Origin of the sequence: Hyphomonas sp. KY3 (assembly GCF_017309975.1) — a bacterium.
GTDB lineage: Bacteria > Pseudomonadota > Alphaproteobacteria > Caulobacterales > Hyphomonadaceae > Hyphomonas.
The window spans coordinates 1,312,487-1,325,884 of record NZ_CP022271.1; the positions used below are offsets into that span (position 1 = coordinate 1,312,487).

Annotated in this window: 10 protein-coding genes; 5 read left to right on the forward strand and 5 right to left on the reverse strand. The window is 56.3% G+C overall.

Annotated features, from left to right (window positions below; translation table 11 throughout):
• Positions 1-20 precede the first annotated feature (20 nt).
• On the forward strand, positions 21-1,037 hold the full coding sequence (locus tag CFA77_RS06625) for an NADP-dependent oxidoreductase (RefSeq protein WP_206993185.1): 1,017 nt from the start codon (positions 21-23) through the stop codon (positions 1,035-1,037).
• Between the two features lie 122 nt (positions 1,038-1,159).
• Here the strand turns inward: CFA77_RS06625 and CFA77_RS06630 are convergent, their stop codons facing one another.
• From CFA77_RS06630 to CFA77_RS06645, 4 genes are read right to left on the reverse strand one after another with little or no spacing between them, the layout of a single operon-like run.
• Entirely contained in the window at positions 1,160-2,575 is a 1,416-nt protein-coding gene (locus CFA77_RS06630; protein WP_206992786.1) for a DASS family sodium-coupled anion symporter, read from the reverse strand.
• Positions 2,576-2,609: 34 nt separating this feature from the next.
• Positions 2,610-3,764, reverse strand: coding sequence for a cystathionine beta-lyase (gene metC, locus CFA77_RS06635; RefSeq protein ID WP_206992787.1), 1,155 nt, complete (start codon positions 3,762-3,764; stop codon positions 2,610-2,612).
• The gene (locus CFA77_RS06640; protein WP_206992788.1) at positions 3,761-4,606 is read right to left on the reverse strand and encodes a sulfurtransferase; all 846 of its coding nucleotides are present in this window, start codon (positions 4,604-4,606) and stop codon (positions 3,761-3,763) included. The genes metC and CFA77_RS06640 overlap by 4 nt, the downstream gene beginning before the upstream one ends.
• A gap of 3 nt (positions 4,607-4,609) precedes the next feature.
• A complete protein-coding gene (locus CFA77_RS06645; protein ID WP_206992789.1) occupies positions 4,610-5,614 on the reverse strand; it encodes a cysteine synthase A in 1,005 nt (334 codons plus the stop codon).
• 157 nt (positions 5,615-5,771) lie between these two features.
• Here CFA77_RS06645 and CFA77_RS06650 point away from each other — a divergent pair, with 157 nt between their 5' ends.
• The 4 genes from CFA77_RS06650 (at position 5,772) to CFA77_RS06665 (ending at position 11,077) form a co-directional block, all read left to right on the forward strand.
• Complete coding sequence (locus CFA77_RS06650) at positions 5,772-6,329, forward strand: cupin domain-containing protein (protein ID WP_206992790.1); 558 nt, start codon at positions 5,772-5,774, stop codon at positions 6,327-6,329.
• Positions 6,326-6,994, forward strand: coding sequence for a DUF6134 family protein (locus CFA77_RS06655; protein WP_206992791.1), 669 nt, complete (start codon positions 6,326-6,328; stop codon positions 6,992-6,994). Before CFA77_RS06650 ends, CFA77_RS06655 begins: the two co-directional genes overlap by 4 nt.
• A gap of 12 nt (positions 6,995-7,006) precedes the next feature.
• Complete coding sequence (locus tag CFA77_RS06660; RefSeq protein WP_206992792.1) at positions 7,007-8,551, forward strand: cryptochrome/photolyase family protein; 1,545 nt, start codon at positions 7,007-7,009, stop codon at positions 8,549-8,551.
• 126 nt (positions 8,552-8,677) lie between these two features.
• Positions 8,678-11,077: a bifunctional diguanylate cyclase/phosphodiesterase gene (locus tag CFA77_RS06665; RefSeq protein ID WP_206992793.1), complete on the forward strand. Its 2,400-nt coding sequence runs from the start codon at positions 8,678-8,680 to the stop codon at positions 11,075-11,077.
• Positions 11,078-11,087: 10 nt separating this feature from the next.
• On the opposite strand, the gene CFA77_RS06670 is transcribed toward CFA77_RS06665, so the two are convergent.
• Positions 11,088-13,388 carry an AsmA family protein gene (locus CFA77_RS06670; RefSeq protein ID WP_206992794.1) on the reverse strand — a complete coding sequence of 767 codons (2,301 nt, stop codon included), beginning with the start codon at positions 13,386-13,388 and terminating at the stop codon, positions 11,088-11,090.
• Positions 13,389-13,398: the final 10 nt, after the last annotated feature.

Here is a 13,398-nt window from a genome sequence, read left to right on the forward strand (position 1 = left end):
GGAGGATAAAAATGACTGAGATGAACAAGAGCTGGGTTTTGCGTCAGCGGCCTGTAGGTGACCTGAAGGAGGGAGACCTCGAACTGGTCGAGTCTCCGCTTGTGCCGTTGGAAGATGGTGAAGTGCGAACCCGCCTGATTTACCTGTCCCTCGACCCGACCAATCGCATCTGGATGAGCGATGTGGATGGTTATCTGCCGCCCGTCGGCATCGGGGATGCCATGCGTGGCGGCGGTCTGGCCGTGGTCACCGAAAGCCGTTTTGACGGGCTGAAGGAAGGAGACATCGTAAACACGGGTCTCGGCACCTGGTCGCTCTATTCGAATCTGCCCGGAAGTTCGCTGAACGCACTGCCGCGCCTGCCAGGTGTGCCGCTGACCGCCTATATGGGGCCGCTCGGCGCAACTGGCATGACGGCCTATTTCGGACTGATGGATATTGCGAAGCCAAAGGCTGGCGAGACGGTGGTCGTCTCTGCGGCGGCCGGCGCAGTCGGCTCCATGGTGGGACAGATTGCAAAGATCCAGGGCTGCCGGGTTGTTGGCATCGCGGGCAGTGACGAGAAATGCAAATGGCTGACCGAGGTGGCCGGCTTCGATGCTGCGATAAACTACAAGACGGAAGACGTTGGGGCAGCGCTCGACAAGCACTGTCCGAAGGGAATCGACGTCAATTTCGAGAATGTGGGCGGCAAAATCATGGATGAAGTGATTGCGCGTCTGAATGATTTCTCGCGCATGCCGCTATGCGGACTGATCAGCACCTATAATGCAACTGACCCCGTGCCGGGGCCGTACAATTTCTCGAACCTGTTGATGCGCCGGACTTTGCTGAAAGGGTTCATCGTGATCGATTACTTCCCGCGGTTTCCGGAAGGCATTCAGCAGATGGCGCAATGGTTGATGGCCGGCAAGATCAAGTTCGAGGCGGACATTGTCGATGGTCTGGAAAATGCACCAGCCAGCTTGTCGCGTCTCTTCGAAGGCAAGAATCTAGGCAAACTGATGGTCCAGGTCAGCGAGCCACCAGCTGCCTGAGTTAACCTAAGTTCAGGTGGCGTTCAGCTTGCCCCTGTATGCCTTGCTGCAGACGGGGCTGGGATTGAGGGACGCAGGCTTGTCGGGTGTAGGAGGAATTCGGCGCGTGTCGCTGGATTCCTCTACAGGACCAGCGGAGCGATCCAGTAGCCTACCGCAGCGATGATCACGATACCTGCCAGATTGATGTAGAAGCCCTTGCGGATCATCTGCTGGATGGTGATGTGGCCCGTGCCATAGACGATGGCGTTTGGTGCGGTGGCAACCGGCAGCATGAAGGCACAGGACGCTGCCACGGCGGCCGGGCCGAGCAGGCTTTCCGGAGCTGTGCCGAGCGCAACAGCGAGCGAACCCAGTACGGGTGCAAGCGTGGTCATTGTGGCCACGTTTGAGGTGACTTCCGTCAGGAAGATGACCAGAGCAACCACAATAACGATGAAGATTAGCGGCGGGAGCACGTCCAGAACACGCAGATTCTCGCCGATCCATTCCGACAGTCCGGTGCGCGAAATGGCCTTGCCCATTGCGATGCCGCCACCAAACAGGAGCAACACGCCCCACGGAATTTGTTCAGCTTCCTGCCAGTTGAGCAGGCCACGATCTTCACCGCCGCCCGCCGGGACCAGAAACATGAGTACCCCGCCGAAGATCGCGATCATCATGTCGACTTCCGCGCCACCATAATTCGCGAGCAACTCTATTCCAGACGCTTCGAGGAATAGCTGAAGTGGCAGTCTGAGCAGCCACAGGGTGGCCGTGATCCCGAAAACGATTGCGACGCGGGTTTCTTGGACGGTCATTTTGCCAATGCCGATAAGCTGGGATTTGACGTGAGCCGACACAGCTTCCGCATTTTCGGAGCGGACCGGCATACCGCGTGTGACATTCCACCATGCGACCGGCAATAATAGCGCCATGGCCGGCAGGCCAAAGGCCATCCATTGTGCGAACCCGATATGAGCACCCGCTTCGGTCTGCAACCAGCTGATTGCAATCAGATTGGTCGGCGTGCCGATCGGGGTGGCGACTCCACCGATGGATGCCGCGTAGCAAACACCGAGCAGGAGTGCCGTGGTGAAGTGTTTCGAAACACTCCCAAGCACAGCGCTGGCTGAGATGGCGATGGGGACCATCATCAATGTCGAGGCCGTATTGGATATCCACATCGACAGGACGGCCGTTGCGAGCATGAAGCCGAAGACAATAGCGCCGGGCGACGTGCCCACCCGGCTGATGACGTTGAGTGCAATCCGCTGGTGCAGGTTCCAGCGTTCAATGCCGAGGGCAACGATGAAGCCGCCGAGCAACAGGATGACAATATGGTTGGCATAATCACTGCCCGTCTGGGCTGGTGAGCCCGCTCCAACGAGCGGCAGAACAAAAAGCGGCAACAGAGAGGTGGCAGGTATGGGAATAGCCTCGGTGGCCCACCAGACCGCCATAAGCGCCATCAGAGCTCCCGTGCCCCAGGCCGCATGGCTGAGGCCTTCCGGTGGGCCGAACAGCAACATGAGCGCGGCCAGGGCAGGGCCCAGCATCAATCCGATTTTGCGAGCCCCCAATTCCACGCTCTTATTCCCCCATAGCCTCAAACCCTGCCCGGAGATCGGCAATCAGGTCATCTACGGTCTCCAAACCGACATGTATGCGCAGCAGAGGGCCGACCTTTTGGTCAATCCAGTGGCCTTTTGATCGTTTCAGTTGCGGGTCGCACGGGATGATCAGGCTTTCAAAGCCACCCCAGGAAAAGCCCATCGAAAACAATTCCAATGCGTCAAAGAAGCGTTTCAGGCCTTCTGGGCTGACCGCGTTGAGAATGACGGAAAACAGGCCGTTTGAGCCAGTGAAGTCGCGCTTCCAGATGACATGGTCCGGATGCTGTTCGAGTGCCGGGTGCAGGACTTGAGAGACTTCCGGGCGTTCAGACAACCAATTCGCGATCCTGAGACCAGCGGCCTCGTGCGCATCCATGCGCGTCTTCAGGCTGCGCAAGCCGCGCAAGGCCGTGTAAGCATCGTCCGGGCCCAGACTGATGCCCCAATCATCTCCGCAGTCGATAATGTCTTGCGCCACGCGCTTGTCGCGGCTCATGACAGCGCCGCCAAACACGTCCGCATGGCCAACCGCATATTTTGTCAACGCCTGGACAGAGATGTCCACGCCGAGGTCCAGTGGCTTGTGCAGAATTCCAGCGCCCCATGTATTATCGAGAATGGTGCGAATACCACGCTGCTGCGCCACGTCCACGATGGCAGGCGTATCGCTGATCTCGAAGGTGAGTGAGCCCGGCGATTCCAGGTAAATTACGCGCGTGTTGGGTTTGATCAGGTTAGAAATGGTTGCGCCACATCGCGGATCGAAGTGCGTCGCCTCTACCCCCATTTTTTCCAATCGACGATCAAGATAGCGCGCGGTGGGGCCATAGGCGGAGTCGGTGAAAAGGATGTGATCCCCGGCTTTTACCTGGCTGCCGATGGCAAGCGCGCAGGCCTGTAATCCGTTCGAGGTCAGTTTTGCGAAGGTCGCATTCTCAAGTACGCAAAGTGCGTCTTCAAGTTCACGATGAACCGCCAGGCCCATACGGCCGTAGCCGGGCTTCGCGCCATAGAGGTCTGAGGATGTATCAAACAGGAGTGTGGACGCCCGCTCGATTGGCGGATTGACTGTGTTCTGGGCCAACCGGCGGCCACGCGTATGGATGAGACGTGTCGCAGTGTCCTTTGTCATGCTGTGCCAGTGGCGACGGGACGGGATGCGTCAGACGCCCATTCCGCCCACGATCCATCATAGACCGCGACGTCCCAATTACCGAGTCGGGCCAGCGCCAGCGCCGTGACAGCGGCAGACACGCCAGACCCGCAGGTCGCGATTGTAGGCGCGAGGGGATTTGGAAACAGTTTGCCAAGTTCCTCGGCGGATTTCATCCTGCCGTCTTCCGTGCGGAGTTCGCCGGAGGGCAGGCAAATGCTGCCAGGGATGTGGCCGGAGGGAAGCCCCTCTCTCGGTTCGGGAGCCTCGCCGGAGAAACGCTCGGCCGAGCGGGAGTCTATGATGTTGTGGGAGCTGTTCGCAGATGCTGCAAGCATTTGGTCTGAATCCTTCAGCAGATCGGACCGGACGCGCGCTGTGAAATGGCGTTCGACGGCCACCGGTGGCAGGTCCTCGGTCTCGCCACCAGCATCCGTCCAGGCCTTGAGCCCACCATCAAGTACTTTTACGTCGCGTTGGCCCATTACGCGCAACATCCACCATACGCGAGCCGAGGCGAAGAAGTTGAACTGGTCATAGACGATGATCCGGTTGCCGTCTCCCAGGCCGAGCTTGCGCGCACGCGACGAGAACATGACGGGATCGGGCAGCATGTGCGGCAGATCGGTTCCGCCTGCCTTGATGGCGTCGATGTCGAAATAGACGGCCCCCGGGATGTGCCCTTCAGCCCATGCCTGGCGCCCCGTCTTCTCGGGATTGAGGAAGGGAGGGAACCAGGTTGCGTCCACGACCCGGACGTCTGGCGCAGAGATATGTTCTTTCAGCCATTCGGCTGTGACAAGCGGGTCTCCGGATTCCATAATTCAAGCCTCCATCCATGCGGGAACCGGCAGATCCTTCGATCTCAGGAAATCGGGATTGTAGAGTTTCGACTGGTATCGGTTGCCATAGTCGCAGAGCACCGTGACGATTGTGTGCCCGGGCCCCAGATCCTTCGCCATCTGAACGGCCCCGGCGACATTTATTCCCGCGGAGCCGCCAAGACACAGACCTTCATTCTGAACGAGGCCGAAAAGGATGTTGAGCGCTTCCTCATCCGTACAGCGATAAGCGCGATCCACTTCAATACCTTCAAGATTGGCTGTGATGCGACCTTGTCCGATGCCTTCAGTGATTGAGGTGCCTTCGGATTTCAACTCACCGTTCTTGTAGTATTCATACATCGCAGCCCCGCCGGGATCTGCGACACCGATCTGAATGTCCTTGTTCTTTTCCTTTAGTGCGAGCGATACACCGCCGAGCGTGCCGCCAGATCCGACCGCGCAGATGAAAGCGTCAAGCTTGCCATCGGTTTGGGTCCAGATTTCCTGACCAGTGGTGTCGTAGTGGGCCTTGCGGTTCGAGATATTGTCGAACTGGTTTGCCCAGATCGCGCCGTTTGGTTCCGACTTGGCAAGGTCTTCGGCCAGGCGCTTCGAGAAGTGCTGGTAGTTGTTTGGGTTCTTGTAGGGGACCGCATCGACCTCGATCAGCTCTGCGCCGAGTAGGCGGATTGCATCCTTTTTCTCCTGGCTTTGCGTGCGTGGCATAACGATGACCACGCGGTAGCCGAGTGCTGCGCCGACCAATGCGAGCCCGATGCCGGTGTTTCCAGCCGTTCCTTCGACAATGGTGCCACCGGGTTTCAGCTCTCCAGCCGCTTCAGCGTCGCGAACAATGCCCAGTGCCGGTCGGTCTTTCACAGACTGCCCCGGATTGAGGAATTCGCATTTGCCGAGAATTTCGCAGCCGGTTTCGTCAGATGCCTGGTTCAGGCGAAGCAGGGGGGTGTTGCCGATAAGGTCGATCACCGAGCGATGAAACTTCATCAGATTAGGTCCGATTCTGGTCAATTTTCTTTGGGACGAAGCTAGTGCGGCGCAGAGGTTTTCACAACCGTTGTGAGTCCCACAGGGCCCGTGTGATCCAATTCGTGCCGGTCTGCGTAAGAAGCATGAATAGACCAACCGAGACAGGACCGCCTGCTTGACCCACACCGACACCTATATTGCTTTCATGATGGACCATGCCGCCGGGAACCATCCGGAGTCCTTTGCTGTGGCGGGGGACCTGCACATTTCACTGAGTGAGAGGGGGGCTGAGACCGCGCATCTCTGGTCAATGATCGGCGGTGTGATGCTGGAACGATCTGACCCGATACTTGCCGACCCGGCCCAGCAGAGTTCGAGAACTGGTCGCGCCCGATGGTCAGGTCTCTCAGCTGATGAGGTCCTGTTCCAATCATCTGGCGATTTGAGCTGGCGGCGCGGTTTCTCCGGCGTTCAATATGCATCTGCAGGCACGCCGGGGACAAAGTTCATGAAACTGGAGCCCGGTCAAAGCGCGCCGATGCATGGTCATGGTGGCCTTGAGGCAACCGTTGTCCTGTCCGGGCGTTTTACAGATGGATATGGCACATATTCTCGCGGTGACCTTGTGCTCGGTGAACCCGGCATGCGTCACAAGCCCGCTGCTGTGGGAGACGAAAGTTGTATTTGCTTTGTCGCCCATCGGCCCAACAGGTTCTGGAGTATTTTCCAATGAAGCGTTTTCTGGGAGCCATTCTGCTATCGGCCGCGCTGTTTAGCGCACCCGCAAGCGGAAAGACGTCGGATGCGAGTTGGGCACCAAGCCCGGGAGACGTGATCGAGTTTGATGTGCTGCGCAAGGGCAAGCCATTCGGCTCCCACTCCGTCACGTTTGGGCAGGATAGCCAGGGACGTCTGACTGCAACGACTGACGTGAACCTCAAAGCCGGCCTGGGGCCTATCACCGTTTTCAAGTATGAGCTCGACGCCACTGAAGTGTGGGAGGATGGACAACTTGTGTCTCTCACCGGTCAGGTTGACGATGATGGCGATGAAGGGTCGGTGAAGGCAGTGCGCAGCGGTGATGGGTTGGAGGTCGATGGCACAGAGTATGACGGTGTTGTTGCAGGCTCAATCGTGCCTTCAAGTCATTGGAACTTTGCCGCCACGAATTCCTCAAAGCTGCTGTCGACCGGCAATGGAGAAATATTGGAGGTCACCGTATCTGAACAAGGGAATGAGACCATACGTGTGGCGGGTGAAGAGATCGAGACCACGCGGTATCTGATGGATTCTGATATTGATGTTATGCTTTGGTATGACCAAGCCGGACGTTGGATGAAGTTGGCTTTCGAAGCACGCGGTCAGGATATCGAATACGTTTTGGCGAAGCCATACTGATTTCGCTACCGAATGTCGGCTCTGACACTCATTCTTGGCGATCAGCCAACGCCCGACCTGTCATCTCTTTCTGATTTCAATCCGTCCACAGATACTGTCTTGATGGCCGAAGTCATGGAAGAGGCGACCTATGTGGGCCACCACAAGAAGAAGCTCGCATTTGTGTTCTCTGCCATGCGCCACTTCGCTGAGGAGTTGGAAGCAACGGGTGTTGCGGTTCGCTATGTCAAATTAACGGATCCTGAAAATGAAGGCTCATTGCGCGGTGAAGTAGCGCGTGCGTTGGATGCCGATCCCGGCATCGACACCTTGATCATCACGAAACCCGGCGAATGGCGCCTGTTGAGCGATATGGAGGTGTGGGCCAACATCTTCGATGTAGAGGTGGAACTTCGCGACGACACGCGGTTCATCGCGACACTGAGTGAATTCTCGACCTGGGCTGCCCATCGCAAGCAGTTGCGGATGGAGTATTTCTATCGCGAGATGAGACAGAAGACAGGTCTGCTCATGGAGGGAGATAGCCCTGCTGGCGGCAAGTGGAATTATGATCAGGACAACCGCAAGCGGTTGCCGAAATCCGCGGTTACTCCTCAACGATGGTTCTGCCAGCCAGATCAGGTTACGCAAGACGTGCTCGATATGATCACGCACAGGTTTCCAGACAATTTCGGAGATTTGGAACCCTTCGTGTTCGGAGTCACACGTCACGATGCCGAGGCCGCTCGCGATGCTTTCATGGCGGAGATCCTGCCTGGCTTTGGAGACTACCAGGATGCCATGGCAAAGGATGAGCCGTGGATGTGGCATTCAATCCTCTCGATTTATCTGAATGTCGGTTTGTTGGATCCGTTGGATTTGTGTGAACGCGCTGAGGCGGAATGGAAATGCGGCCGTGCGCCGCTCAATGCTGTGGAAGGCTTCATTCGGCAAATCCTTGGCTGGCGCGAATACGTGCGGGGGCTCTACTGGTGGAGCGGCCCTAAGTACGCAAAGAGCAACTTTCTGAATGCGCAGAACGCGCTTCCCGATTTCTACTGGACCGGCGAAACCGATATGGCCTGTCTGGCCGATGCGCTGGGGCAGACCATTCGGCATGCTTATGCCCATCATATTCAACGCCTTATGATCACGGGAAATTTTGCGCTTCTCGCGGGCATCCATCCGGACCACGTCAATGATTGGTACATGAGTGTTTATGCCGACGCGTACGAATGGGTGGAACTGCCGAATACGCATGGAATGGCGCTCTTTGCAGACGGGGGTGTGATTGCGTCAAAGCCTTACGCTGCCAGTGCAAACTATATAAACAAGATGTCAGATTATTGCGCCGGGTGTCGTTACAATTCCAAAACCCGGACCGATGAGGACTCGTGTCCCTTCAATACGCTTTATTGGGACTTCCTGATCCGCCATTCCCAACGATTGCAGGGTAATCCCCGCATGTCATTGCTCATGAAAAATGCGATAAAAATGCCGGATCGTGAACGTGATCTGATACAGCGGCGAGCCAGAACCGTGTTGAAATCCTTGAATATTTATCCAACCAAAGATTGATGACTTACGCATCGTTACCGGTTTCAGAGAATTTTCGACGTCACACTACACTGATTTTCACCTCCGTCGCTTAGACATGCTGACAATGGTGATTCCGAGAAGTCGGATGAATTCCGGGGTGGACGCATGAAACTGTTGGCTATGAAGGATAGCGGCGATGGGCCGCTGTCCGAGATCGTTAGGGACTCGGACGACGAACGAAAGCATGAGGCGGCCTGGCGAGAAAGCCAGCTGGAAATCGTGGGCACGATCACGATTCCTCTGGTTCTGGCCAACCTCATCAATGCGTCGGTTGTCTGGCTGTCCTTCAAGGAGACGCCAGCGGACTTTGCCTTGTCTGTATGGCTCGTCTGTATCGCCGCCATATGCGCAGCGGCTTTTGTTACGAACAAGGTTCGAACCTACCGGCCCAGCGATCTTGCGATCGCGCGCAAGGTGATGAGGGAATATACGTTTGTTGCGGCGATTGCCGGACTTCTGTGGGCGTCGGTACCTATCATTGTGATGAATGTCACGGATAGCTATGGCCAGATGATTGTGGGCGTCGTTCTGGCTGGAGTCATGTTCACCGGTGCGCTCCTGATGTCGCGTCTGCCCAAGGCAGCCTTTGCCTTTATTGTTCCGATCGGACTGGGACTGGTTGCGGAAATGCAGTTTCAGCAAAATCCAAAATATCAGTATACATCTATTTTGACGTTGGCTTATGTCGCGATACTCATCCTAGCCATTCGCTGGTCGCATCGCCAGTTCGTGCTCAAAAGCATCAACGAAACGGCGGTCAGAGAGCAGTCGCATCTGATTGGGTTGCTGTTGAGGGATTTTGAGGAAAGTACGTCCGATTGGCTCTGGCAAACTGACGCCAGAGGCGTGCTCGTAGACATTCCTCTCGTGTTTGAGGGCGCTGAGCATGACAATGGTTACCTAACGCTTGGCAATCTGTTGGTCGATCAGTTCGAGGCGGACGATTCTACCAGAGTGCTCAATACCAGCCTCATGCGCCGCCAGGGCTTTCGCGATATCGCCATGAGGCTCAAAGGTTCAGAGACCGAACGCTGGTTGTCCCTTACCGGAAAGCCAATCTTCAATGATGGCAAGTTCCGAGGCTTCCGCGGGGTGGCATCGGACATCACCCAGTCCAAGGAAATAGAAGATCGTATTGCCTTTATGGCGCATTATGACGGGCTGACGGGTCTGCCAAACCGGATGAACATGCAGGAACGACTGGAAAAGGCGCTCCGCAAACCGGATGTTGAAACAGTCCAAAGAGCGTTGGTTTGGCTCGATCTGGATAACTTCAAATGGGTGAACGATACGCTGGGCCATCCGGCGGGTGATGAGCTCTTGCAGCATGTCTCCGGTCGCCTGAACGAATTGAGCGGCGATCATGACATGGTGGCGCGGATCAGTGGTGACGAGTTCGCCATGATCGTTCAGCGTCCGACGATGGGCGACCTCGAACTCTTTTTCGACGAGATAACCGAACGCCTGAGCGAGCCCTATGACCTGTGGGGGTCGACCGCCAATTGCTCCGCGTCGGTAGGTGTCAGGATGTTCGATCCGTACACGAAAGATGCCCGCACCATGCTGAAGCATGCTGACTTGGCGCTCTATCAGGCCAAGAAGCTCGGAAAGTCCACTTGGTGCATGTTCACACCCGCGCTCGACGAACGCGCGCGAGCCCATTTGCAAGTCGAGGCCGATTTGCATTCCGCGCTGGAGCACAGCGAGTTCGAACTTCATTTCCAGCCTCAAGTTGATGCTCACACACATGATGTGGTGGGATGCGAAGCCTTGCTGCGATGGAACCACCCTGAGCGGGGCCTGGTTTATCCCGGCGACTTCATTGAGCACGCAGAAGACAATGGTCTGATTACCCGGATCGGAGACTGGGTCATTCGGGCGGCTTTGGCAGAGGCGCGTCGTCTGCCCAATCATGTCAAAGTTTCGGTGAATATCTCGCCGTTGCAAATACACTCATCCAATTTGATGACGACCATCGTGAATGCGATTGCCGCCAACAAGATCGATCCGCGACGGCTCGAGCTTGAGATCACGGAAACGGTCCTGATGTCGGACACAAATTTCACGCTCAAGCGCCTTCACAAACTGAAGGAGATCGGCGTCGGCATTGCGCTTGATGATTTCGGCACAGGCTATTCTTCTCTGTCTTATTTGCGGAGCTTTCCGTTCGACAAGATCAAGATCGACAAGAGCTTCGTGCGAGACATTGAAAGCCGATCAGACAGCCGTTCTATCACGCAAGCCACCATCGCACTGGCGCACTCACTGGGCATGCGGTGCACAGCGGAGGGTGTCGAGACGCATTTTCAAGCAGAGTTCCTGCGTGACATTGGATGCCAGGAATTGCAGGGTTTCTTCATCAGCCGGGCCAAGCCGCTCGACAAACTTCACCATATTATCGACCTTCTACCTGCCGATTTTGCATCACCCAAGCGGGAGTCGGATGTCGCGACCGCAGCCGATAATACTATCCAGTTTCCAGCGGCGAAGTCCGCCCAAGCCTGATCCCTGGATTTCAGTTTTCGTTTGAAGTGTCGGCCTCTTTTTTCTTGCGATTGTTCAACAAGCCGCCGAGCGCTTTGATCGCTACATCTTCAGCAGATGTCTCGGCAGGCGCGTCGTCCGTCGGAGCTTCTGGGGCAGGCTTCTTGATGCCAAGGAGTCCGCCGATAACATCTTCGGTGCTGCCGGAGCCTGCTGAGTTGGAGACACCAAGCTCTTCCAACACGCGGGAGCCCAACTCTGCCTTGAACGCAGAACTTACGCCGCTCAGATCTGGTGTGACTTTCGGATTCGTCCACGCGCCCGATATACGGATCGGGACTGGAATGCCGTTCAATTGCACCACGCTGCCCTGACCTTGGGCCGATTTGTCCACACTGGTCGCAAGGCGCAGGTCCATGGACTGTCCCGCCAGATTGATCTGTCCAGTCCCATCTACGCCCAGAATGGGACTCAGCAGTTTCATCACATCCACATTCGCAACGCCGTTATTGACTTTCAACACAGTGTTGAAGCTTGAAAAATCGGTTGCGGCATTCTGCGATAAAGCTTCGCCAAAATTGAGTTCCTGAATCGAGCCTGTCGCTATGGCCTGCTTGAGAGAGGAGGCGCTTCGTACCAAGGCTGCAACATTCAAGCCTTTGACTACACCATCTGAAAGGCTCGTGGAGACCTCTCCGTCAATTGCCTGCATGATTGCGTCAATGGATGTACCAGACGACTGCGCAGAAACCTTGAATTGTCCTGTTCCTGTGAGGCTGTTGAATCCGGCCAACGTTCCGAGCAGATTTGCGACGGCAACATTCTGGCCCTGCATGTCGAAGCCGACTTTCGGTGTGGCAGGTCGGGCATCCACGGTCAGCTTGCCCAACCAAAGTCCGCTGAAGGCTTTGAATTGCGACAAATCTGCTGTCAACAATCCATCGGTCAGATCGACGTCCATGACTGCATCGGTCAATTCGACATCACCAATGGTGAGTGATCCGACCTCAAGACTGAGGTTTGCGTTCACGGATTTCAGCCCGGACAATTCGAGTGTTTCATCACTCCAAGGCTGAATTCCTTGATTGGTCTTTTCCGGATCCGGCTCTCCCATAAAGGGTGTGAGGTCGAGAGCGGGTACGCTGAGATCGCCGATAATGCGCGGTGTTGTCGCCGACACATCAATCCTCGCCTGTCCGGTGCCCCTCAATGCATCTAGCGACAGGTTCAAATTGTTGACCATGACGGACTTGAATGTGCCGTTTGCCGTACCGGAGACGGCGAAGGTCTGGAGTGTATCACCCGGAGCCAGTTCAATTGCCGCAGCGCTCAGCAAGTCACGCATTCTGTCGCTGGCGATGGAGAGGGTGCCGGCAACAGTCCCATCACCATTGAGCGAAACGGATCCCTCATATGACGCGCTCAACAAGTCACTGTCATGGGTCAATTTGAGTTCTGTAAGAGATGGTGAGTCGAGCGCGCCGGATGCCTTGCCCGCGACTTGTAGACGACCCAAGGCTGACCGTGCCGGCACATCCAACTCGAATTGCTGTGTGAGCGCGGCCAGATCTGCCACCACGGTTTCGAACGTGCCGTTCAAACTCGGCGCGTCACCAAGTTGGACGCTGCCATCATATTTGATATTTGCCAGGTCGGATGCCAGATCCAGCTGGGCCTGAGCGGGCAGATTACGGGTGAGCGCTTCGGGCGCATCCAGCCAGATGTCGACGGTGAAGGCTTGCTCCTGAAACCGGCCGCTGGCTGTCGCACTGAGAGGCTGGTCCATGCCTCGTAGAGATGCTTCCAGGTCAAGTTCGGACAATTTGTATGTTTCGCCAGATTGGTCGTCCTGAAAGATGAGCGAAGCGTTCTTGAGGATTGCCGATTCGATTCCCGCATCGAATGAACCATTTGTCCCTTCAGGTGGTGGCGATGCTTCTTTTGAAGAGGCGAATTCCCAGTTCGTATTCCCATCGGCTTTGCGCTGAAGGAACACATCTGCATCCACGAAAGCGATTTCCTGCACATCCACGCGCCGCGACAGCAGCGGCATCCATTTGACCGAGCCGCGCAACGCACCTGCCTCAATCATGTTCGGTGTGGCAAATCCGTCGGGATTGGCAACGCTCACCTGTTCGACCGAGGCCGAGATGCGCGGAAACACGGATATTTTCACATCGCCTGCGAGCGTCACGTCACGTTGCAACGCGTTGGTCGCCGCATTCTCAATCTGGTTCTTGTAAACCGATTTCGGAATGAAGAAGGGCACTGAAAAGGCTGCGATAATCAGCAGTGCCGCGATGCCGGAAACAATTAGGAGAACGCGCTTCATGGAATAACCT

What these genes read in the sequence shown, in the direction of transcription:
- CFA77_RS06625 (WP_206993185.1), top strand. Translation starts at nt 21, where the DNA reads ATGAACAAGAGCTGGGTTTTGCGTCAGCGGCCTGTAGGTGACCTGAAG.
- CFA77_RS06630 (WP_206992786.1), bottom strand. Translation starts at nt 2,575, where the DNA reads ATGCTGGGCCCTGCCCTGGCCGCGCTCATGTTGCTGTTCGGCCCACCG.
- metC (WP_206992787.1), bottom strand. Translation starts at nt 3,764, where the DNA reads ATGACAAAGGACACTGCGACACGTCTCATCCATACGCGTGGCCGCCGG.
- CFA77_RS06640 (WP_206992788.1), bottom strand. Translation starts at nt 4,606, where the DNA reads ATGGAATCCGGAGACCCGCTTGTCACAGCCGAATGGCTGAAAGAACAT.
- CFA77_RS06645 (WP_206992789.1), bottom strand. Translation starts at nt 5,614, where the DNA reads ATGAAGTTTCATCGCTCGGTGATCGACCTTATCGGCAACACCCCCCTG.
- CFA77_RS06655 (WP_206992791.1), top strand. Translation starts at nt 6,326, where the DNA reads ATGAAGCGTTTTCTGGGAGCCATTCTGCTATCGGCCGCGCTGTTTAGC.
- CFA77_RS06660 (WP_206992792.1), top strand. Translation starts at nt 7,007, where the DNA reads ATGTCGGCTCTGACACTCATTCTTGGCGATCAGCCAACGCCCGACCTG.
- CFA77_RS06665 (WP_206992793.1), top strand. Translation starts at nt 8,678, where the DNA reads ATGAAACTGTTGGCTATGAAGGATAGCGGCGATGGGCCGCTGTCCGAG.
- CFA77_RS06670 (WP_206992794.1), bottom strand. Translation starts at nt 13,388, where the DNA reads ATGAAGCGCGTTCTCCTAATTGTTTCCGGCATCGCGGCACTGCTGATT.